Annotated in this window: 16 protein-coding genes and 1 pseudogene; 12 read left to right on the top strand and 5 right to left on the bottom strand. The window is 75.4% G+C overall.

Annotation, left to right across the window (positions count from 1 at the left end; genetic code table 11):
• Window positions 1-831 precede the first annotated feature (831 nt).
• Window positions 832-1,494: a class I SAM-dependent methyltransferase gene (locus MW084_RS00440; protein WP_010468265.1), complete on the top strand. Its 663-nt coding sequence runs from the start codon at window positions 832-834 to the stop codon at window positions 1,492-1,494.
• A 501-nt stretch (window positions 1,495-1,995) separates the two neighbouring features.
• On the opposite strand, the gene MW084_RS00435 is transcribed toward MW084_RS00440, so the two are convergent.
• Window positions 1,996-2,895 (bottom strand): NAD-dependent protein deacetylase, encoded by a 900-nt coding sequence (locus MW084_RS00435; RefSeq protein ID WP_029553258.1) that lies wholly within the window; start codon window positions 2,893-2,895, stop codon window positions 1,996-1,998.
• Between the two features lie 211 nt (window positions 2,896-3,106).
• On the opposite strand from MW084_RS00435, the gene MW084_RS00430 reads away from it, so the two are divergent.
• From MW084_RS00430 to MW084_RS00420, 3 genes and pseudogenes are all read left to right on the top strand, one after another.
• Window positions 3,107-3,856, top strand: a complete 750-nt coding sequence (locus tag MW084_RS00430; RefSeq protein WP_010468268.1) for a class I SAM-dependent methyltransferase — start codon at window positions 3,107-3,109, stop codon at window positions 3,854-3,856.
• A 326-nt stretch (window positions 3,857-4,182) separates the two neighbouring features.
• Window positions 4,183-4,374, top strand: a pseudogene (locus MW084_RS00425) (antitoxin); the annotation flags it as partial.
• Window positions 4,375-4,546: 172 nt separating this feature from the next.
• On the top strand, window positions 4,547-4,993 hold the full coding sequence (locus MW084_RS00420; protein WP_010468270.1) for a VOC family protein: 447 nt from the start codon (window positions 4,547-4,549) through the stop codon (window positions 4,991-4,993).
• A gap of 98 nt (window positions 4,994-5,091) precedes the next feature.
• Here the strand turns inward: MW084_RS00420 and MW084_RS00415 are convergent, their stop codons facing one another.
• Entirely contained in the window at window positions 5,092-5,637 is a 546-nt protein-coding gene (locus MW084_RS00415) for a 2'-5' RNA ligase family protein (protein ID WP_029553259.1), read from the bottom strand.
• 204 nt (window positions 5,638-5,841) lie between these two features.
• On the opposite strand from MW084_RS00415, the gene MW084_RS00410 reads away from it, so the two are divergent.
• On the top strand, window positions 5,842-7,044 hold the full coding sequence (locus MW084_RS00410) for an NAD(P)/FAD-dependent oxidoreductase (protein ID WP_010468272.1): 1,203 nt from the start codon (window positions 5,842-5,844) through the stop codon (window positions 7,042-7,044).
• Window positions 7,045-7,244: 200 nt separating this feature from the next.
• Window positions 7,245-8,672: an MBL fold metallo-hydrolase gene (locus tag MW084_RS00405; protein ID WP_010468273.1), complete on the top strand. Its 1,428-nt coding sequence runs from the start codon at window positions 7,245-7,247 to the stop codon at window positions 8,670-8,672.
• Between the two features lie 159 nt (window positions 8,673-8,831).
• Here MW084_RS00405 and map read toward each other — a convergent pair whose 3' ends face one another.
• Entirely contained in the window at window positions 8,832-9,599 is a 768-nt protein-coding gene (map, locus tag MW084_RS00400) for a type I methionyl aminopeptidase (protein ID WP_010468275.1), read from the bottom strand.
• A gap of 60 nt (window positions 9,600-9,659) precedes the next feature.
• On the opposite strand from map, the gene MW084_RS00395 reads away from it, so the two are divergent.
• Together MW084_RS00395 and MW084_RS00390 are read left to right on the top strand one after the other, a co-directional pair.
• On the top strand, window positions 9,660-9,935 hold the full coding sequence (locus MW084_RS00395; RefSeq protein WP_029553260.1) for a helix-turn-helix domain-containing protein: 276 nt from the start codon (window positions 9,660-9,662) through the stop codon (window positions 9,933-9,935).
• A gap of 162 nt (window positions 9,936-10,097) precedes the next feature.
• Window positions 10,098-10,925: a GntR family transcriptional regulator gene (locus tag MW084_RS00390; protein WP_010468278.1), complete on the top strand. Its 828-nt coding sequence runs from the start codon at window positions 10,098-10,100 to the stop codon at window positions 10,923-10,925.
• A gap of 407 nt (window positions 10,926-11,332) precedes the next feature.
• Here the strand turns inward: MW084_RS00390 and MW084_RS00385 are convergent, their stop codons facing one another.
• Together MW084_RS00385 and MW084_RS00380 are read right to left on the bottom strand one after the other, a co-directional pair.
• Window positions 11,333-11,827, bottom strand: a complete 495-nt coding sequence (locus MW084_RS00385) for a hypothetical protein (protein ID WP_010468280.1) — start codon at window positions 11,825-11,827, stop codon at window positions 11,333-11,335.
• A gap of 482 nt (window positions 11,828-12,309) precedes the next feature.
• Window positions 12,310-13,647 carry a hypothetical protein gene (locus MW084_RS00380; protein WP_158684295.1) on the bottom strand — a complete coding sequence of 446 codons (1,338 nt, stop codon included), beginning with the start codon at window positions 13,645-13,647 and terminating at the stop codon, window positions 12,310-12,312.
• A 528-nt stretch (window positions 13,648-14,175) separates the two neighbouring features.
• Here MW084_RS00380 and MW084_RS00375 point away from each other — a divergent pair.
• The 4 genes from MW084_RS00375 (at window position 14,176) to MW084_RS00360 (ending at window position 20,920) form a co-directional block, all read left to right on the top strand.
• Window positions 14,176-15,819 carry an alpha/beta hydrolase gene (locus tag MW084_RS00375; protein WP_010468284.1) on the top strand — a complete coding sequence of 548 codons (1,644 nt, stop codon included), beginning with the start codon at window positions 14,176-14,178 and terminating at the stop codon, window positions 15,817-15,819.
• 548 nt (window positions 15,820-16,367) lie between these two features.
• Window positions 16,368-17,225: a universal stress protein gene (locus MW084_RS00370; RefSeq protein WP_039828643.1), complete on the top strand. Its 858-nt coding sequence runs from the start codon at window positions 16,368-16,370 to the stop codon at window positions 17,223-17,225.
• 2 nt (window positions 17,226-17,227) lie between these two features.
• Window positions 17,228-19,963, top strand: a complete 2,736-nt coding sequence (locus MW084_RS00365) for a cation-translocating P-type ATPase (protein ID WP_275563391.1) — start codon at window positions 17,228-17,230, stop codon at window positions 19,961-19,963.
• Between the two features lie 318 nt (window positions 19,964-20,281).
• On the top strand, window positions 20,282-20,920 hold the full coding sequence (locus MW084_RS00360; protein ID WP_010468290.1) for an RNA polymerase sigma factor: 639 nt from the start codon (window positions 20,282-20,284) through the stop codon (window positions 20,918-20,920).
• Window positions 20,921-20,956: the final 36 nt, after the last annotated feature.

Here is a 20,956-nt window from a genome sequence, read left to right as displayed (position 1 = left end):
GCCCCCGCTGCGGTCCCACCTGACCGGGTACGACACCGTCGGCGTCGGGCGGGGCACGGGCCTGTCCCAGCCGGGCCACTCGATCGGATACGCCACCCGCGGCGAGGGCCGCGGTCCGGGCGGCCCCTCCGCACTCGCCCCGCCGCCCGCCGGCGCACCCGTGTTCCCGAACACGGCCACCGCCACCACGACCCCCACGGCGAGCGCGGTCTCCCGCGCCGTCCCCGCCGGTGCCCGCCGGTGCTCCCGGACCACTGTCCCGTCCTGCTTCGTGTACTGCCTGATGAGCGGCAAGCCCCGGCTCCTCCCTGGTCGCGCCGCGCCTCCTCGCACGGTCACCCCATCAAAGCACCCGACACTGACAATGCGTCACATGAAGATCACCGATGGTGATGTCGGGGATCGTGTCACTAGGCCTTGGACGCCCTGGACCAGGTCCGGGGCACCAAGCGGACACCGTTGCCGACGGCCCCGCGGAGCCTGCCGTTCCCACCGCCGGGCCGAGCCCGCGCCCGGCCGACGGGGAGGACCGGGAACCGCGCCGGGCCGGCCGGACCGCGAGGAAGCGGGCCCGGCCGCGGCACCCCGTGACGAACGGGTCGACGTCGCCGCCGCCCGCGCCCGCCGGGGGATCGCCCGCACCGGGCCGGGGACGCCCCTTCGTACGTACCCGGAGTGCCGGTCCGTTGGCGCACCGGCACCCGGCAGGGCCGCGAGGGCGGGTTACCGGCGGCGGCCGGGGTGAACGGCCGGCAGGGCGGATCCCGGTTCCCGCGACCCGCCCCGGTCCGGTCCGGTCCGGTCCGGTCCGGGGAAACTACTGTCGCGGTCATGACCGAACACGACGCTCTCAGCGCCACCCGCGACGCCTACGACGCCATCGCCCCCACCTACGCGGAGCTGTTCCGGGACTCGCTGCGCGACAGCCCCCTGGACCGGGCGATCCTGGGCGCCTTCGCCGAGGTCGTACGCGCGGACGGGAACGACCGGGTCGCGGACCTGGGGTGCGGCCCCGGCCACGTCACCGCCCACCTGGACGGGCTGGGGCTGGCGGCGTTCGGCGTCGACGCCTCCCCCGCGATGGTCGACCTGGCCCGGCGGGCCCACCCGGACCTGCGGTTCGAGGTGGGATCGATGGCCGCGCTGGACATCGCCGACGGCACACTGGGCGGCGTCCTCTCCCGCTGGTCCGTCATCCACACCCCGCCGCGGGAACTCCCGGCCGTCCTGGCGGAGTTCCACCGCGTACTGGCACCCGGCGGCCACCTCCTGATCGGCTTCTCGGCGAGCGACGACCCGTCCCGCCCGGTGCAGGTCTTCGACCACGCGGTCGCGCCGGCCTACCGGTGGGCGCCCGACCGCCTCGCCGCGATGCTGCGCGAGGCCGGGCTGGCCGAGGTGGCCCGGATGGTCCGCGAGCCCCGGCCCACCGACCGGCGGCAGTTCCGGGAGGTCCAGCTGCTCGCTCGCAGAATTCCGGCGGAGACCGCCTGACGGACGGGCCGCACACCCCCGGCCGGGTGTGCCGCGCCGCTTCCGGGGGCCGTCCGGCGGCAGCGGCCCCGGACCGGGGCCGCGGAGGCCGTACGCTCCCGCCGGCCGGTCACCGCCCGGGGCCCCGCCCTTCACCAGCCGTGTGACCTCGGGGGTTTTCGGGGTACGCGGAGTCCATGCTCTTCTTCAGCAATCGGGTCGGCTGCCTGGGATCCCTGCTCATCAGCCTGATAGCGACCGCCATCCTGTTGATGATCTTCGCTCGCTGATCCGGCGCCACCCCGTCACGCGCCGGTGCGGGGGAACCGGCCGGTCCGCCCGGATCCGATGCCGGACCCCGCTCCACCGGCCGCCGGACCACGTCCCGATCGGGCCGGGACGCCCCCGGCCTGGACCCTCCACACCGGCGCACGGCCGTCGTCCCGCCCGGTCGGCGTCGGCCGCCCCCTCCAGGCGCCGCGGGCCGGTACGGGAGGCGCCCGGCCCGCCGCCGGGCTCCGCTCAGGCCGTCTCCCGGCCGTCCAGGGGAATGCCCAGGCGGTCGGCCGTGGCGGTGAGGGCCTCCCCCAGGGGGAGCGCGACGCGGGTGAGGGCGTGCCGGTCGCCCCGTGTGGGATCCCGGTTGACGATCAGCACCGGCTTCCCCTCCTGGGCCGCCTGGCGGACGAACCGGAGCCCGGACATCACCGTCAGCGAGGACCCCAGGACCAGCAGGGCGGACGCCGCGCGGACCAGCTCGCGGCAGTGCTCCACCCGCCGCGGCGGAACGGCCTCCCCGAAGAACACCACGTCCGGTTTGAGGACCCCGCCGCAGAGCGCGCAGGGCACCACGTGGAAGTCCCCGACCTGCTCGTCGGTGAGGTCGGCGTCGCCGTCCGGGTTGATCCCGGCGGCCACCGGCGCGAAGCCCGCGTTGGCCTCCTCCAGCCGCCGGGCGAGTTCGCGGCGCGGGACGAGGTCGCCGCAGGAGAGGCAGACGACCCGGCCCAGGCTCCCGTGGAGCTCCACGACGTCCTCGCTGCCGGCGGCCTGGTGCAGGCCGTCGACGTTCTGGGTGATCACGCCCAGGAGCAGCCCGTGCCGTCCGAACGCGGCCACGGCGCGGTGTCCGGCGTTCGGCCGGGCCCGGCCGAAGGTGCGCCACCCGAGGTGGCTGCGCGCCCAGTACCGGCGCCGGGCCCGGGCGCTGCCGGTGAAGTCCTGGTAGGTCATCGGGGTGTGCCGGCTCAGGCTCCCGCCCTCGCCCCGGTAGTCGGGGATGCCCGACTCCGTGGAGATGCCCGCCCCGCTCAGCACCAGTACGCCGCCGGAGCCCAGGGCCGCGGCGACCGGCTCCAGGTCCGTGGTGCCCGGCGGCAGGTCCTCGGTGGGGGTCCAGCTCAGGGTGGGGCGCATGCGCATGCCGCCAGGGTACGGAAACCGCGCCCCGCCGCCACCGCGGGCCCCCGCGCCCGAAACCGCCCCGTGCACGACGTGCAACGGGTCTCGGAACCGCTGGCGAAACGGCCCGCTCCCTCGCGGCCGACCGCCGGATCCGGCCGACCGTACACACCGGCCGCCGATCCCGCGCAACCGGTGGCCGTCCCGCACCCCGGCCGGAAGGATCACGGGCATGGCATCCCCCGTGAACCGAGACCGGGCCCTGTCCTTCGACACCGTCGCGGCGCAGTACGCCGCCGCCCGCCCGGGCTATCCGCCGGCCCTCTTCGACGCCGTGGAGGAGTTCGCCGGCCGTCCGCTGGCCGGCGCCGACGTGCTGGACTGCGGCGCCGGCACCGGAATCGCCACCCGGCAGCTGCGCGGGCGCGGTGCCCGCGCCGTCGCCCTGGAGCCGGGCGCCGGCATGGCCGCGCAGCTGCGCCGGACCGGACCGGAGATCCCGCTGGTGCGGGGCGAGGGGGACCGCCTGCCCTTCGCCGCGGACAGCTTCGACGTGATCGCCTACGCCCAGTCCTGGCACTGGACCGACCCGTCCCGCTCCGTCCCGGAGGCCCTGCGGGTGCTGCGGCCGCACGGCCTGCTGGCCCTGTGGTGGAACCAGATCGACCTCCGCGTCCCGTGGGTCGCGCAGGAGCAGGACCGCCTGGCGCCCTTCGCCCACGGCTTCCCGCCCACCGTGGCCGAGTCCTTCGCCCCGTTCCCGGTCCGGGTGTCCACCCGCGAGTTCACCTGGTCGCGCCGGATCTCCGTCGACGAGCACATCCGCAACCTCGAAACGCACTCGCACTTCGTCGTCATGGACCCCGTCCGGCGGGCCGAACTCCTGGACGCCGACCGCGCCGCCCTGGAGCGGCTCTTCCCCGGCGGCGAACTCGACGAGCCGTACCGGTGCGGCCTGACCGCCGTACGCCCCCTGCCCTGACGCGCCGCCTCCCGCGGCCGCCCGCCGCCCGGTGCGCCCCGGGCCGGGAGCGCCGCCTTCGCCCTTCGGCCCCGTCCGCCGCCCCGCCGGGGGACCGGCGGACGGGCGGACCGGCGGACGGCGCGGTCCCCGGCCGGCGTGAGGGACCGTCAACCCGCCCCGTCCCACCGCCCGCCGGACCCGCCGCCGGTTCCCGGCGGGCCTCCGGCACCCGCCCGCGGAGCGGCCGGAGCCTTCCACCGGACGATCGGCAGGTGACGAACCGGGACGCAGGGGTACCCGCGATCGGGATCGAGTACGACACGCGCACTACGCGGGAGGTACCCATGGGCAAGCTGGGCGACATGGCGAACAAGGCCAAGGAGATGGCGAAGAGCCACCCGGACCAGGCCGACAAGGGCGTCGACGGTGCCGAGCGGCTGGTCGACGAGCGCACGGGCGACAAGTACGACGCCCAGACCGACAAGGGCGCCGACGCGGTGCGCCGCACCTACGGGGGCGGCGGCACGACGGAGCGCNTGACCCCGCACACGGACGCCGCCGGCTCCCCGCCACCAGCGCCGGGGAGCCGGCGGCGTCCGGCTTCGCGGAGGACAAGCCCCCGGCCCCGCACCCGGGCTGCGCCCGCCCCGTCGCGGCGCTAGCATCGCGCCCGGACGGCGATCTCCCAACCGAGCACGGGGGCAGCGGATGGACCAGCAGCTGAACATGGTGACCCTGGGGGTCCACGACCTGGAGGCCAGTCGACGGTTCTACACCCGCGGCCTGGGCTGGACACCCCTCCTCGACCTGGACGAAGTCGTCTTCTACCAGGTCGGCAGGGGGATGGCCCTGGCGCTCTTCCCCCTGGCCGACCTGGGGGCCGACATCGGGCACCCGGCGGTGGCCGGCACCCCGTTCACCCTCGCACGGAACCTCGGCTCGCCCGCCGAGGTGGACGCGGCCGTGCGGCGGGCCCGTGCGGCGGGCGCGACCGTCCTCAAGGAACCGCAGCGCGCCGCGTTCGGCGGCTACCACGGCTACTTCGCGGACCCCGACGGCCACCGCTGGGAGGTGTGCCACAACCCCGGCTGGTCGGTCGCGGACGACGGCACGGTGAGACTGGCGGCCGTCGATCCGGCCGACACCGGGGACTGACGCCGCCCCACCCCCCGGGCCGTCCCCGCACGGTCCACGTCCGGCACCGCCCCCGTACGGCTTCCTCCGCCCGCGGGCCCGGCCCGTACGGGCCGGGCTCACCCGTGCGGGCCCAGAGGGGCGGTCGTACGGGTCGCCGAGTCGTAGGTGCGGGCGGCGACCCACCGGCCCGTCAGGACACCCGGCGGCCCGCCGGGCGCGCCCCGGAGCAACTCGTCGTCCGCGACGGGCCAGACGGCGCCCCGGCCGCGGCCGAGGGTGACGTGCGGGTTCCAGCACGCGGGGTCGTGAAGGGGGTTGAGCCGCCCTGCCGCCGGTGCGCCGGACAGGGCCCGCCACACCTCTTCGTGTACGCGCAGCAGGGCCTCGTCCCTCCGGACGGCCCAGGCCAGCACGTGGATCCGGCCGGTGAACCGCACCGTCCCCCGGAGGACCAGCGGGAGCGGCAGGGCCGCGAGCGCCTCCTCCAGCCGTGCGCGCGTCCCGGGCTCCAGGACCTCCGCCGTGGCGAGGGTGAGGTGCGGGCGGTTCGTCGGGTGCCGGTGCGCGGCCTGGCTGGGCAGCCCCGCCCTCAGCAGGCGGTCCCACACGTCGCGTACGGCCCGCTCGGTGGCGCCGTCGGGCAGCAGTTCCACACTGTGCACCCGGCCAGCGTACGACCGCCCGCCGGGCGGCCCCGGCACCGGCGGGCCCCCGGACGGACCCCACCGCGCGCGGGCGGCCGGTCGGCACGGGACGGAAGTGAAATGTACGTACCTATGGGGGAGATTGCCGCAGTCGCCTTGCCCGTTGAACGCCGGGACCCCTAGCTTGAATATACGTACATTTGATCGGGCGGGAGAGTTCACGTGGCGACCAGACAGCATCTCCGGATCGTGATCATCGGCGGCGGGTCCGCGGGCATCTCGGTCGCGGCCCGGCTCCGCCGCGCCGGAGAACGGGACATCGGCGTGCTCGATCCGAGCGAACGCCACTACTACCAGCCGCTGTGGACGCTGGTCGGCGGCGGCCGGGCACCGCTGAAGGAGAGCGTCCGCCCGCAGCGGTCCGTCATGCCCAAGGGCGTGCGGTGGATCCGCCGTGCCGCGGTCGCCGTCGACCCCGAGGCCCAGGAGGTGACGCTGGACGACGGCGGCGTCGTCTCCTACGACCACCTCGTCGTCTGCCCCGGCATCCAGCTCGACTGGGACCGCGTGCCGGGCCTGGAGGACGGACTCGGCAAGGACGGCCTGTCCAGCAACTACCTGCCCCACACCGCCCCCGAGACCTGGCGCTTCATCCGCCGGACCCGTTCGGGCAGCGCGGTGTTCAGCGCGCCGGCGGGCGCCATCAAGTGCGGCGGCGCCCCGCAGAAGATCGCCTACCTCGCCGCCGACTACTGGCGCGAGCAGGGCCTCCTCGGCAGGATCGACGTCCACCTCGTCATCCCCGCGGCCGGCATCTTCGCCGTCCCGGAGTTCGCACGGGTGCTGGAGGACGTGGTCCGCCGGTACGGCATCCACGTCCACTACGGCAGCGAGGTCACCGAGGTGCGGCCCGAGGCCCGCGAGGTGATCGTCACCGACCTCGGCACCGGGACCAAGAAGGCCCTGCCGTACGACATGGCCCACCTCGTACCGCCGCAGAGCGCCCCGGACTGGATCAAGCGCGGTCCGCTCGCCGCGGCCGGCGACCCGGCCGGCTACGTCGAGATCGACAAGCACACGATGCGGCACGTCAGGTACCCCAACGTCTGGGCCCTCGGCGACGCCGGGTCGTCCCCGAACTCCAAGACCGGCGCCGCCGTGCGCAAGCAGGCCCCCGTGGTCGCCGAGAACCTCCTGGCCACGATGAACGGCCGGGAGCCCACCGCCGCGTACGACGGCTACTCCTCGTGCCCGCTGACCACCGCCCGCGACAAGATGCTGCTCGCCGAGTTCGACTACAGCGGACGGCCCGCCCCGTCGATCCCGCTGGTCGACACCGTCCGCGAACGCACCGACATGTGGTACCTCAAGCGGTACGGCCTGCCGTTCCTCTACTGGAACCTCATGCTCCGCGGGCTCGCCTGACACCCGTGGAACACCCCGCGACCGAAGGGCGCGACGGCGGCCGGGCGCGCNNCCNNNGGNCCCCGGCGGCGACCGCCGCCGCCCCCGGCCGGCAGGCCGCCGCGTNACGCCCGTCACGCGGCGGCCTGCCGGCCCGCCCTCCGTGCCCCGGCCCCGGCCGACGTCCGAGTGCGCGCATCGCCCATCCCCAGGAGACCCTCATGACGCACCACCCCGGACCGCTGGTCTTCGTGCGGTTCTACCTCGACTGCCTCTCCCACGCCTCGTACCTCGTCGGCGACCGCACCACCGGCCGGGCCGTCGTGGTCGACCCCCGGCGCGACGTCAACGACTACCTCTCCACCGCCGAGCGCCACGGCCTGACCATCGAGCGCGTCATCGAGACCCACGTCCACGCCGACTTCCTCTCCGGCCACCTGGAACTGGCCGAACGCACCGGCGCCCGCATCTCCTACGGCTCCGCCGCCGCACTCGACTTCGACACCGACCCCCTGGACGACGGCGAGCACCTGAGCCTCGGCGAGGTCGACCTGGAGGTCCTCCACACCCCGGGCCACACCCCCGAGTCGATCTGCCTCGTCGTACGCGAACACGCCGGCGACGCCGTCCCCTACGGGGTCCTCACCGGCGACACGCTGTTCATCGGCGACGTCGGCCGCCCCGACCTGCTCGCCGCCCGCGGCCGCTCCGCCGAGGACATGGCCCGCGCCCTGTACCGCTCGACCCGCGGGCGCCTGCTCACGCTCCCCGACGACACGCGCGTCCACCCGGCGCACGGAGCCGGCTCGGCCTGCGGCAAGAACCTCTCCACCGAACCGAGCTCCACGATCGGGGAGCAGCGCCGCGGCAACCACGCCCTGGCCGACATGACCGAGGACGAGTTCGTCTCCCTGGTGACCGGGGGCCAGCCCGCCGCCCCCGCCTACTTCGCGTTCACCTCCGAGCGCAACCGCCAGGCCCGCCCGCTTTTCGACGAGGACGCCCCGGTCCCCGCCCTCACCCCGGCCGCCTTCCTCGAGGCCCGGGCGGGCGGCGCCACCGTCCTGGACACGCGGGACCCGGAGGCGTTCGCCTCCGCCCACCTGCCCGGCGCGGTCAACGTCCCCCTCGGCGGCCGGTTCGCCGAACTCGCGGGCCAGGTGCTCGACGCCCGGAGCCGCATCGTGCTGTGCGGCGCCCCGGACACCGCGCGCGAGGCCCGCAACCGCCTCGCCCGCATCGGCTTCGACCACGTCCTCGGCGCCCTGGGCACCACGGTCGACGCCGTCGGCGACGAGCACCTGACCGCCACCGCGCGGGTGGAGGCCGAGGCCCTCGCCGGCCGGCTCGCAAAGGACCCGGACGGCGTCGAACTGGTGGACGTACGCGGCCCGGACGAGGTGCGCGAGAAGGGCACCCTCCCCGGCGCCCGGCTCCTCCCGCTGCCCGAACTGACCGCCCGCCTCGGCGAACTGCCGGCCGGCCGATCGCTGACCGTGCTCTGCGCCGGCGGCAACCGCTCGTCGGTCGCCGCGTCCGTACTGCGCGCCCGCGGCTTCGACGCCACCGACCTGCGCGGCGGATTCTCCGCGTGGCGCGGCCCGGTGGCACACCCCGCCGGCACGGCACCGGACGGCGCCCCGCAGTGAACGCCCACCCCCCGNCNTCCCCGGAACCACCACCGGCCCGGCCCCCGCGGCGCCCCGGACCGCCGCCGGCGGATCCCGCCGACCGGGGCCGCGGCCACCGGCCGGTGCCTTCCGGGCGTGGCCGACGTGCCCGGCCGACGGGCGCGAACGGCTCCCGGGTCAGAGCAGGGTGAGAATGCGGGGACCCTCCTCGGTGACGGCGACGGTGTGTTCGATGTGGGCGGCCCGGCTGCCGTCGGCCGTGCGCAGGGTCCATCCGTCGGGGTCGGTGCGGTAGTCGTCGCGCCCTCCGGCCATGAGCATGGGCTCGATGGCGAGGGTGAGGCCGTGGCGCAGGGGGAAGCCGCGGCCGGGACGCCCACGGTTGGGGACGTGGGGGTCCTCGTGCATCCGGCGGCCGATTCCGTGGCCGCCGAAGTCGGCCGGCATACCGCAGCCGGCCCTGCGGGCGACGGTGCCGATGGCATGGGAGATGTCGCCGATGCGGTGGCCGACGGTGGCGGCGGCGATGCCGGCGTCCAAGGCCTGCCGGGTGGCCGCGATGAGTTCGAGGTCGGCGGGACGGGGGGTGCCGACGGTGAAGCTGATCGCGGCGTCACCGGTCCAGCCGTCGAGTTCGGCTCCGCAGTCGACGCTGACCAGGTCGCCGTCGCGCAGACGGTAGTCGTCGGGGATGCCGTGCACGACGGCGTCGTTCACGGAGGCGCAGATCACCGCCGGGAAGGGGGTCGGGGCGAAGGAGGGCCGGTAGCCCAGGAACGGAGAGCGCGCTCCCGCCTCGCCGAGGACGGCGCGGGCGGCTTCGTCGAGTTCGCGCAGGCGGACTCCCACGGCCGCCGCCGCGCGGACGGCTTCCAGCGTGCGGGCCACGACTCGCCCGGCTTCCCGCATCGCCCCCAGTGCCGTGTCGGTCTTGATCTCCACCATGTGTCGTGTCTCCCCGCACGCGAGCTGCCCAATACCTATACCGGTATTAGTATCACGGGCATGGTGAGAGTTCCTTTGAGCCCGCAGGAGCGGCAGCGCGGAGAGCGCTTCGGAATGCTGCTCCGCCAGGCCCGCGGCGACCGCAGCATGGCCGACGTGGCGGCGGTAGCCGGAGTGTCCGCCGAGACGCTTCGCAAGATCGAGACCGGTCGGGCCCCGACCCCGGCCTTCTTCACCGTGGCGGCCCTGGCCCACGCGCTGGACCTGTCCCTGGACGAACTCGCCGCCGCCTGCGCGGAGGACGCCGAGGACGGCGGGCGGGCCGTGTCGGCGTGACCGCCGGGCGTCGGCCGGCGCGGACCGTACGCCCACGCCCGCCGCCGCGACCGCCCCGTCCCGCCGTGGCGGCACCCCGCGACGCCCCGGCCCGGCACCTTCGGCCCCGGGCATTTCCGGACCCGTTTGCGCCGGCCTTCCGAATGTACGAACATCCCCCTTGTGTCCGTATCACCCGTCCCGCTCCCCGACTCCGGCAGGGCGCCGGAGACCGCACGGCCCGGCCCCCGCCCCCTCGCCCGGTCCACGGGCACGCCCCTGTGGGCGCAGCTCCGCGCCGACCTGCTACGACGCCTCGAAGGCGGGGAGTTCCGCGAAGTCTTCCCCGGGGAGCACGACCTCGTCGCCGAGTACCGCGTCAGCCGGCACACGGTCCGCGAGGCCCTCCGGCAGCTCCGTGCGCAGGGCCTCGTCACCGCGCAGCGCGGCAGGCCCTCCCGGCTCACCGCGGCCCGCCCCCTGGAACAGAAGGTCGGCGAGCCGTACAGCCTCTTCCGGTCCGTCGAGGAGGTCGGTGCCGTCCAGCGCAGCGTCGTGCACGCGCTCGACCAGCGTGCCGACGGTGTCGTCGCCGCCCGCCTGGGACTGGAGGAGTCCACACCGCTCGTCTACCTCGAACGCCTCCGCCTCGCCGACGAGGAGCCGCTCGCCGTCGACCGGGTCTGGCTCCCCGCGGCCGTGGCCCGCCCGCTCCTGGACGTCGACCTCACCCGCACCTCCCTCTACGAGGAGCTCGAACGCCACTGCGCCACCCGTGTCCGCAGCGGCTGGGAACGCATCCGGGCCGTCGTCCCCGGACGCGGAGAGCGCATCCTGCTCCACTGCCCCGAGTCCATCGCGCTGTTCGCCATCGACCGGCTCGGCCACGACGCCGACCGGCGCCCGGTCGAGTGGCGGCAGACGCTCGTCCGCGCGGACCGCTTCGCCGTCTCCGCCGCGTTCTCCGCCGACGACGGCTACCGGCTGGGCACCCCCGCCCGCACGCTCTGACCCGCACTCTCCGGAGCCGGAACCTCCGGCGGACCGCGGCGGGCGGACCGCGGTNNGCNGNNGGNGGCNGGNGGCGGGCGGCGGCTCCCGGCTCCGGACGGGCGCCTCGCCGCCGGTTCCCTCATCTCCCGGCGGGCCCGGTGCGACTGCTCCCGGCCGTGTCCGCTGGCTGGAAGTGCGGACTCGTGCGCTTTTCCCATCGCGCCTACGGCGTCCTTGGCGAAATCCCCGAACACGGGAGACTGCTCAACGGTCTTCAGTGCCGCCTCGGTGCCCATATCGGGCATCGGTGCCGCGAATCCGGTCGTCTCTTCCTCGGGGAGGTGTCTCCGGGAGTTGATTCGCAGGGCCCGTTTGTTTTCGTCCTCGTTCCTGTGGCCGATGTCGGGATTCCGCCCGCCACTCTGTCAGGAGTAGACCCAGCGCCAGGCGTTCGCGCTGTAGGTGCACGTGATCCGAGTGCCACCCGCGGTCGTGGTGTCGGCTCCGTGATCGCTGTTCCGGCAGAACTGTCCCGCCTTGTAGCAGTTGCCGGAGTTGGAGACTATGGAACACGTTCCACTGCCGTCACTGCCGCCGCCGTCACTGCCGCTGCTGCCGAACCCGGCGGCCTGAGCGGTTTCGGTGACGGTGACGGTGGGGCCGGGGCGCGTGACCGTCTTGGTCCGGGTGACGGTCGGGGTGGGCGCGGGCCGGGCGGTGGCGGTGACCGTGGTCGTGACGGTGACGGTCGGCGTGGGGCGCGGGGCGGCCGTACGAACGGCATCCGCGCCGTCCCGCCCGGCCTCCTGGCAGCCGGCGAGTCCAAGCGTGAGCAGTGCCACGCCGGCGACCCGCATCCATGCGTGCGTGCGCAGCGTCCGGGAGCCGGTCGGGCGCGACGGGCTGCTGTGCGAGTCCATGAATCCCCCTGAGTTTCACGTGTTCGCAGAGACCTTCTGTGAACACATCGGCCGACGCCGGACCTTGTCCGAGGCTCAGCAAGGCGCTGCGGGCGATGAGCCGGCGCATCGCCGACGGGCGATGACGGGCGATGCTGTTGACGCGAGCATGAAGCATTCATGTTGGCGATGTCAACAAACTTGCTTTGTCGGGTGCGTGGACCTCCGTGTGCGGTTGCCGCGGGCCGGGGCCGAGGGTGCCGGTCCACGCCGGTACCGCATCGGACCGGTACCGCTCCGAAGCGCGATCCGCTGCGGGTTCTGCCCGCCCGGCCCGCACGCCCGGCCAGGACCGGCCACCGCGCCTCCGGCCGCCGGATCGGACCACCGCCGTCCGGCCGCCGGTGCCGCAGCCCCGGTGCACCCTCCCGTTCGGAGCATCGGGAGGCGCGGCTCGTGGGGCGGGCGCCTGAACACCGGCTCGCCGGTCTTGTCCTCGGCGCTCAGGCGTACTGTGCGGCGATCGACACGGCGATGGCCGGCCACGTCCAGATCGCCACGTGGGCGGACTTCGGCATGCGGGCGGCCGTCCTCCGGTTCCTCCACCGCCGGCGGCTTCGGACCCAGAGCCCGAACACGTACGCCGACACCAGCAGGTGCCCCGCGCCCAGCAGCGCGGCCACCCGCGGTGGGGCGCCGACGAGCACCGGCGTACCGGTGGGCACCGAGACGAGGTAGAACACGACCGGGACGAGCCACCACAGTCCGGGCCGGCGGGCACCGGCGCCCATGGGCGATGCTTCCGGCTCCCCCGGGGGAGCCGGCTCGGGAGGAGGCGGAGCCGCACTCGTCTGAGGGCGGAGCGCATGCGTGGGAGGTTTCCGAACGGACGGGTTCGGCGCGGGCGCCGGTGGGGCGGGCCGGGTGCGGCGGGTACCCCATCGGCTGAGGAACCCGAGGTCGCCGTGAGCGGCGTACGACTCCTCCAACTGCCGCTCCAGGGAGGAGAGTTCCTCGGCGAGGATGTCGTACCGGGCTCGCTGGACGGCAGCCGCGCGGGCGGCGGCGCGGTCCGTCTCGGCCAATCGGGCGAGAGCCGCTTCGAGAATGCCCCCGGCCTCCGCGCGCGCCTCGTCCGCGACGGATTCCGCCGAGGCCCTCCTGGCCTCCAGCTCCGCTCGCCGCCGTTTCGACGCCTCCTCGATCCGCCGGCGGTCGGCCGGTGTGATGCGCTTCGGTGCCCGCTCCTCGGCGCGCCGCACACAGGACCGGCGCCACTCGACGAGCACCTTCGCGCGGTGCTCTCCGATGCCGTTGATGTGCACACGGTGCCCGTTGGCCAGGCGGATCCACACGGCCTCGCCGCCTTTGCCGTTCGGCGCGGTGCCGCGCTCCACGCCGGTGAAGTCGGCGGCGGTGCGGATGCCGCGGGCCGCGAGATCATTGATCAAGCCCGTACCGAGACCGTTCAGCTCCCTGGCCGACAGGTGGGCTCGCCGGAGCGCCCTGTCGATGAACTGCTGCCTGAGAAGGCGCAGTTCCCGCGCCTCCGAGTCCTGCCGGCCGTCGTCCAGCGCCCGCAACTCGGCCGCGACGGCCTGCTGCTCCCGCTGTCTGTCGCGGTCCGCCGCGGCCAGCGCCGCCTGATGCGTACGGATCGCCTGGGCTCGGGATGCCGAGGCCGTGAACCGGCGTCGCTCTTCGGCCTTCTCGAAGGCCGCACGTTTCCTGAGCAGGGAACGCTTGGCCTGTACGGCCTCACGGAGGCGCCGCCGCTCGGCGCGGAGCGCGGCACGGTCAGGTGCGGTGGGGCTTGCCGGGGCGGCTGGTCTCTGAGGCATCGGGTGGCTCGTCTGGAACGTCCGCGCCCGGTTCACGCGGGCATGGAGGCCGGATGGGGAGGGCGGTCGCGCCGCGTCGGGAGCGGGATCGCTCGGGGGAGCGGAGGTCGAAGCAGGGCGGGTGTGGTTCCTGTCCTCACGGGATGAGTGCGTCCGTCACCGTACACGAATTGAGGACCTCTCACCATCATGTAGTGCGTTGGCTCCGTCAACGCGATCCCGTGCGTATCTGCGCTGCGCTGTGTCGCGGGATCGGGATCGGTGTGACGAGAGCGGTCGGGCCAGGTCGCCGGCCCCGACCGTTGCTCGCTTCGGCGCCCGGGACCAGCATGGCCGGCGGACCCCGGAGGCAGGCGCGCCGGGCCGATCCGGCGGCGTCGAGACGGTCGCCTACAACTCCGGTACCGCATCGGGCCCTTGTGTCGTTCCCGGGAAGGAGAGGGGATGCCGACCGGTGGGGGATCCCTCCCGGGGCCGGGTCCTGAAGGATCCTTCCTGTCCGAACCTGTGACCGGAAGGATCGATATCGTGCGCAGACGACGTCTCGCGCCCCTGCTGGCCGTCGGTGTCGCGGCGACGCTGACACCCGCGCTCCCCACCTCGCCGGCCGCCGCCGCTCCGGCGGCCGCCCCGGCACCGGCCGCGCCGTCGGCCGCCGCCGACCCGCTGGCCCGGTACGCGAAGCAGGAGCCGCGGTGGAAGCGGTGCGACGCCGACCTGCCGGCGGAGTTCGAGTGCGCCGCGGTCGAGGTGCCGCTGGACTACCGGGCTCCCGGCGGCGACCGCATCGAGGTGGCCGTGTCCCGGATCAGGAGCACCTCGCCCGACGAGCGGCGCGGGGTCCTGTTTTCCAACCCCGGCGGCCCCGGGGGTCAGGGGCTCTACATGCCGCTGGAGATGCGGGAGAGGCTCCCCGAGTCCGTATGGCGGAAGTACGACCTCATCGGTTTCGACCCGCGCGGCGTGGGCCGCAGCAGCCCGGTCTCCTGCGGCCTGGAGCCCCACGAGGCGAACTGGCTGCGGCCCCACAGGGAGGAGACGTTCGACAGGGACGTCGCCTGGGCGCGCGGCTTCGCGGAGAAGTGCGAGGAGAAGGCGGGCGCCACGCTCCCGCACATCACCACGCGCAACACCGCGCGGGACATGGACCTGCTCCGGGCGGTCCTCGGCGAGAAGAGGATCTCGTACCTGGGCTACTCGTACGGCACCTACCTGGGTGCCGTCTACACCCAGCTCTTCCCGGGCCGGGCCGACCGGTTCGTGCTGGACAGCGCGGTCGACCCGGCGCGCACCTGGCGGGGGATGATCCAGTGGTGGGCCAAGGGCGCCGAGCCCGCCTTCGACCGGTGGACCGGATGGGCGGCCGGACGGTCGGAGACGTACGGCCTGGGAGAGACCCCGAAGGAGGTCGAGCGGACCTTCTGGGACCTGGTCGAGCGTGCCGACGACAAGCCCATCGAGCTGGAGGGGCAGCCGATCACCGGTGACGACATCCGCGGCGGCATACGCCAGGCGCTCTTCAGCCCCCGGTACGCCACCGAGGCGATCGTGGAGCTGAGGAAGGCCGCGGAGGGCGAGCCCGCCTCCGCGAGGAGGGCCGAGGTGTTCACCCGGTCCGAGGGAGCAGGGACGGCGCGCGCCGCCGGTGCCGCCGAGGTGCCGCCCGACAACATGACGGCGAGCTTCTGGGCCGTGGTGTGCGGCGACAACTCGGCCGCCTGGCCCCGCGACCCCGAGCGCTACCGGCGGGACGCCCTCAGGGACCGCGGCCGCTACCCGCTCTACGGCGACTTCGCCTCCAGCATCAAGCCCTGCGCGTTCTGGGGCAGGTCCGTGGAGCCGGCGACCGAGGTGCGCAACCGGGTCGGCTCGCTGGTCGTCCAGAACGAGTGGGACTCGCAGACCCCGCTGCCCAGCGGCCGGGCCCTGCACGCCGCGCTGAAGGGCTCGAAGATGGTCACCGTCCTCGGCGGCGAGGGCCACGGCGTCTATCCGAGCGGCAACGCGTGCACGGACGGCACGGTCACCCGCTACCTGCTCACCGGCGGCCTCCCGGCGAAGGACGTGGCCTGCCGGGCGACGGCCGAGTCGAACGCGGAGGCGCAGAAGAACCGGAAGCGGGACGCGCTGCCCGGCTCCCCGCTCCCGGAGCGCGCCCCGGACCGCTTCTGAACCGGGCCCTGCGGCCCACCGCCGGGTGAGCCGCGCGCCGGCGGGGCGGGGCCCGGAAGGAGGGGCGCCGATCGCGCCCCGTCCCGCCCCTGTCTCGTCCTGCCGGCGACGGCCGCCGGTCACCGGCTCCCGGCGGCCGGCACCGACCCGGCCCCGGTGCCGCGCCCGGCGCCCGGTCCGCACGCCCTCTGTCCCGGCCGGAGCGCGGGGCCGGCCGGAGAGCGGCTCGCCGATCTCCGGGGCGGGCGCCCGGCGGGGGAGGAGGGCATCCGGCGGGCCCGGTCGGGCACGTGCGGCGGCGTGCCCCNGGGCCAGGTCCGGCCCGCCCAGCTCGACCTGGCCCGGCCCGGCCGGTGCCGGCCGGCGGGCGACCCGGCCCGGGCGGCACCGGCCGGGACTCCGCGTTCCGGCACGGTGCCGGCAGGGCCGAGTGGTCCCTCCGGCGGCCCAACGGCCCTTGTCCCGGTCGGGGGAGTGCGCCGAGGCTGGAGGGAGAGGAGCCGCGTACCGGCGGCGTCGCGCCATGGGAGGGCCAGTTGAGTGATCCGGTGATCGTAGGGGTGGACGGCTCCCCCTCCAGCTTCGACGCGGTGGACCTCGCGGCCCGCGAGGCGCGGCTGCGCGGGGCGCCGCTGCGCCTGGTGCACGCCTTCGGCCACCCGTCGACGGGCGTCCTGCCGTGGAACCCGGCCGGGCACGGCCTGGAGCCGATGGTGGAGGGCGTACTGGCACGGGCCGAGCAGCGGGCACACGCCGTCGCGCCGGGCATCGAGCTCACCCGGTCCGTGGTGGCCGGCGAAGCACTCGAGGTGCTGCGGATCGAGTCGCGCTCCGCCGCGCTGGCGGTGGTCGGCAGCCGGGGCCTCTCCGGCTTCGCCGGGCTGCTGCTGGGCTCCACCGCGGTGCACCTGGCCGCCCACGGCCACTGCCCGCTCCTCGTGCTGCGCGGCCGGCCCGACCCGTCCGGCCCGGTGCTCCTGGCGGTGGACGGCTCCCGCGCCGGGCGGGCGGCGATCGGCTTCGCGTTCGCCGAGGCCGCCCTGCGCGGGGCGCCCCTGGTGGCGCTCCACGTGTGGAACACCTGGAACGACCACGCCTACGAAGGCCCCGGGGACCCGCCGGCCGTCCTGGTCGCGGACGTCGAACGGCTCCGCGAGGCCGAGCAGCGCCTGCTGGACGAGGCGATCGCGCCCTGGCAGGAGGCGTACCCGCGGGTCGCGGTGGAGCGGCGCCTGATCCGCTCCCGCATCCGCCCCGCCCTCGTCGACGCGAGCCGCGACGCCCAGCTCCTCGTGACCGGAGCCAGGGGCCGGGGAGGCTTCACCGGGCTGCTGCTCGGCTCGGTCAGCCAGGCCCTCCTCCACCACGCCCACTGCCCCGTCGCCGTCGTCCGCGGCGAGGAGTGACCGTGTCCCGGCACACTTCCGCCGCCCCCGGGCGCCCGGCCCCGCCCGGACCTTCGGCCCCCCGGCCGGTGGCCGACCCCTACCGGCGGGAGGCCGCCGAGGTGGCGGACCTGCTGGGCGTGGCCCCGGCCACCGGCCTGACCGCGGCGGACGCCGAGCGGCGGGTTGCCGCCTGGGGCGCCAACGAACTGGCCGCCCCCGCCCGCCGGCCGCGGTGGCTGCGCCTGCTGGACCAGTTCCGCAGCTGGCTGGCCGGCATCCTGCTCGCCGCCGCCGTCATCGCCGGAGTCATCGGCGACCTCAAGGACGCCGTCGTCATCACCCTGGTCCTCTTCGTCAACGCGGTCATCGGCTACCTGCAGGAACGCCGCGCCGAACGCAGCCTGGACGCCCTGCGGCGGATGCTGGTGCCCACCGCCCGGGTGCGCCGGGAGGGCCGGGTCCGGACGGTGCCGGCCCGCACCCTGGTGCCCGGTGACGTGGTCCTCCTGGAGGCCGGCGACCGCGTCCCGGCGGACGGGCGCCTGGTGGTGGCCGAATCCGTCGAGGCCGCCGAGGCCGCGCTGACCGGCGAGTCCCACCCGGTGGCCAAGACGACCGCGCCCGTCGCCGCCGCGGGCGGCGAGCCCGTACCCGCCGCCGAACGCACCGGCATGCTCTTCATGAACACCGCCCTGACCCGCGGCCGCGCCGAGATGGTCGTCACCGCGACCGGCATGCGCACCGAGGTCGGCGCCATCGCCGAGGCGCTGCGCACCGGCGTCGAACCGCCCAGCCCGCTGCAGGTCCAGATGGACAGCCTCGGCCGGCGCCTGGCCCTGGTCAGTGCCGCCGCGGTCGTCCTGTACGCGCTGGTGGCCCTCCTGCGCGGCGAGGCCCTGCCCGACCTGGCGCTACGCGCGGTGGCCCTGGCCGTCGCCGCGATCCCCGAGGGACTGCCCGCCGTCCTGGCCCTCACCCTGGCCCTGGGCGTCCACCGCATGGCCCGCCGCGGCGCCATCGTCAAGCACCTCGCCTCCGTCGAGGCGCTCGGTTCGGCGACCGTGGTGTGCAGCGACAAGACCGGCACCCTCACCCTGAACGAGATGACCACCCGCGCCCTGTGGGCGGGCGGGCGCCACCACGAGGTGACCGGCGAGGGGTACGAGACCGCCGGCGCGGTGCGCCCCGCCGACGGCGGGGCCGCCGCCCTGGACCTGCGCCGGGCGGTGCTGCCGTTCGCGCTGTGCAACGACGCCCGCCTCACCCCCGACGGGCGGGGCGCCGCCGGCGACCCCACCGAGGCCGCCCTCCTGGTGCTCGCCGCCAAGACCGGCCTGGACACCGGCGCCCTGCACGCCCGCACACCCCGCACCGGGGAGGTGCCCTTCGACCCGGCCGTCAAGTACATGGCCACCTTCCACCACGACGCCGACGCCGCCTCCGTCCGCGTCCACGTCAAGGGAGCCGTCGACGTCCTGCTGGACCGCTGCACCCACATCCTGACGGAGGACGGCCCCGCCCCCCTCGACGCCGGGCACCGCCGGGCGGTCGACGACGCCGTCCGGCTCATGGGCGACCGGGGCCTGCGCGTCCTGGGCGCCGCCACCGCGGTCACCGACCGGTCCCGGCCCGACCGGGTGGCGGGCCTGACCCTCACGGCGGTCGCCGGGATCGCCGACCCGCCCCGCCCCCAGGCCCGCGACGCGGTCGCCCTGGCCCGGGCCGCCGGCGTCACCGTCAAGATGATCACCGGGGACCACGCCGGCACCGCCGCCGCCATCGCCCGCGAACTGGGCATCACCGGCGACGTCCTCACCGGCGCCGAGCTGGACCGGATGAGCCGGGAGGACCTCGCCGACCGCATCGAGGACGTCGGCGTCTTCGCCCGCGTCGCCCCCGAGCACAAGGTGACCATCGTCCGTATCCTGTCCGAGCGCGGCCACATCGTCGCCATGACCGGCGACGGCGTCAACGACGCCGCCGCCCTGCGCGCCGCCCACATCGGCGTCGCCATGGGCGCCACCGGCACCGACGTGGCCAAGGAAGCCGCCGACATGGTCCTGACCGACGACGACTTCTCCACCATCGTCCGCGCGGTCCGCGAAGGCCGCTCCATCTACGACAACATCGTCACCTTCGTCCGCTTCCAGCTGTCCACCAACATCGGCGCCATCCTCACCCTGCTGGCCGCGGTCGTGGCCGGACTGCCCGCGCCGATGTCCGCGATCCAGCTGCTGTGGGTCAACATCATCATGGACGGGCCGCCCGCGATGGCCCTGGGCGTCGACCCGCCCCGCGACAACGTGATGAGCCGTCCTCCCCGCCCGCCCGGCGAACGCATCCTCAGCGTCCGCCGCCTGGCCGCCGCCGTCCGCGCCGGCGCCGTCATGGCCACCGGAACCCTGGTCGTCTTCGCCGTCGCCCGGCACCTCGCCGGCACCCCCGCCGCGGCCACCATGGCCTTCACCACCTTCGTCCTCTTCCAGCTGTGCAACGCCCTGGCCGCCCGCAACGAGGACGGCCCCGTCCTGGGCCGCCACCAGTTCCACAACCGCCTCCTGTGGGCCTGCCTCGCCGCGGTGTTCCTCCTGCAGGTCACGGCCGTCCAGGTGCCCCTGGCCCGAGGGGTCTTCGGCACCGTTCCGCTCAGCCTCACCCAGTGGGCGGTCTGCCTGGCCACCGCTTCCACCGTGCTGCTGACCGAGCACCTCTGGCGCACCGCCCGAGCCCGGCCGGGACGCCTCCGGCGTGTCTGACCGGCGGGCCCGGCCCGCGTCCCGGCGCCGGGCCGGGCCCGCTTCCCGGCATCGGGGAGCGCCGGGGCGAAGGGCCGCCGGGACGACCGGGTGGGACCGGCGCGCCTCCGCCACCCCGGCGAAACGGGCGCGGGCCGCGCGTCGCGCGTCGTGCCCGGCCGGGTNCGCGCCGGTCCNNNCCGGTCGCGNCNGTCCTCCCGCACCCCGCCCGTCCTCCCCGGAGCCCGGCGCCGCTCCGGCGGCAGCCGCGGCACGGGGACACCACGGCGTGTGAGGCACGTCACGGGAACGGCCGACCTCGCACGGACAAGGCAGGGTGTGGACTACTCACTACACGCCCGGATACGCGCCGGGGACCCCGAAGCGTTCCGGGAACTCTTCCGCGACCACGCACCCCTGGTTCACCGGCACGCCGTCCGCGTGACCGGTGACCGCACCACCGCCGAGGACGTCGTCTCGCTGACGTTCCTGGAGGCATGGCGGCTGCGCGAAAGACTCCTCGACCACGGTGACAGCCCCCGCCCCTGGCTCATGGGCATCGCCGTCAACGTCCTGCGCAACACCCACCGCGCCGCCCGCCGCCACCGGGCCGCGCTCGACCGCCTGCCGAACAGGGACACGGTTCCCGACTTCGCCGACGAACTCGTCGGACGCCTCACCGACGCCGACCAGCTGGCCGCCGCGCACAAGGCGCTGGCCAGGCTCCGGCGCACCGAACGCGAGGTCTTCACCCTGTGCGTGTGGTCGGGGCTCGGATACGCCGAGGCCGCCCAAGCCCTCGGCGTCCCGGTCGGCACCGTCCGCTCGCGGCTCTCCCGCGCCCGCGACCGCCTGCGCAGACTCGCGGAACAAGAACTCAGGAAGAACCGGGAACCGCTCACCGGGACCGGACAAGTACAGGGCGGCCGCACCCTCGCGGCCCGGTCGTACGAGACGCACGAGGAGACGTACGGATGATCCGCAGGTTCCGCACGCAGGCCGAGCCCCTGGACC

The organism is Streptomyces sudanensis (assembly GCF_023614315.1).
Taxonomy (GTDB): Bacteria; Actinomycetota; Actinomycetes; order Streptomycetales; family Streptomycetaceae; genus Streptomyces; species Streptomyces sudanensis.
Note: the sequence above shows the minus strand (reverse complement) of the source record. Positions and strands in the feature narration are given on the sequence as shown.

Coding starts and splice junctions, on each gene's coding strand:
- MW084_RS00440 (WP_010468265.1), top strand. CDS start 832: ATGACCGAACACGACGCTCTCAGCGCCACCCGCGACGCCTACGACGCC.
- MW084_RS00435 (WP_029553258.1), bottom strand. CDS start 2,895: ATGCGCATGCGCCCCACCCTGAGCTGGACCCCCACCGAGGACCTGCCG.
- MW084_RS00430 (WP_010468268.1), top strand. CDS start 3,107: ATGGCATCCCCCGTGAACCGAGACCGGGCCCTGTCCTTCGACACCGTC.
- MW084_RS00420 (WP_010468270.1), top strand. CDS start 4,547: ATGGACCAGCAGCTGAACATGGTGACCCTGGGGGTCCACGACCTGGAG.
- MW084_RS00405 (WP_010468273.1), top strand. CDS start 7,245: ATGACGCACCACCCCGGACCGCTGGTCTTCGTGCGGTTCTACCTCGAC.
- map (WP_010468275.1), bottom strand. CDS start 9,599: ATGGTGGAGATCAAGACCGACACGGCACTGGGGGCGATGCGGGAAGCC.
- MW084_RS00395 (WP_029553260.1), top strand. CDS start 9,660: ATGGTGAGAGTTCCTTTGAGCCCGCAGGAGCGGCAGCGCGGAGAGCGC.
- MW084_RS00385 (WP_010468280.1), bottom strand. CDS start 11,827: ATGGACTCGCACAGCAGCCCGTCGCGCCCGACCGGCTCCCGGACGCTG.
- MW084_RS00380 (WP_158684295.1), bottom strand. CDS start 13,647: ATGCCTCAGAGACCAGCCGCCCCGGCAAGCCCCACCGCACCTGACCGT.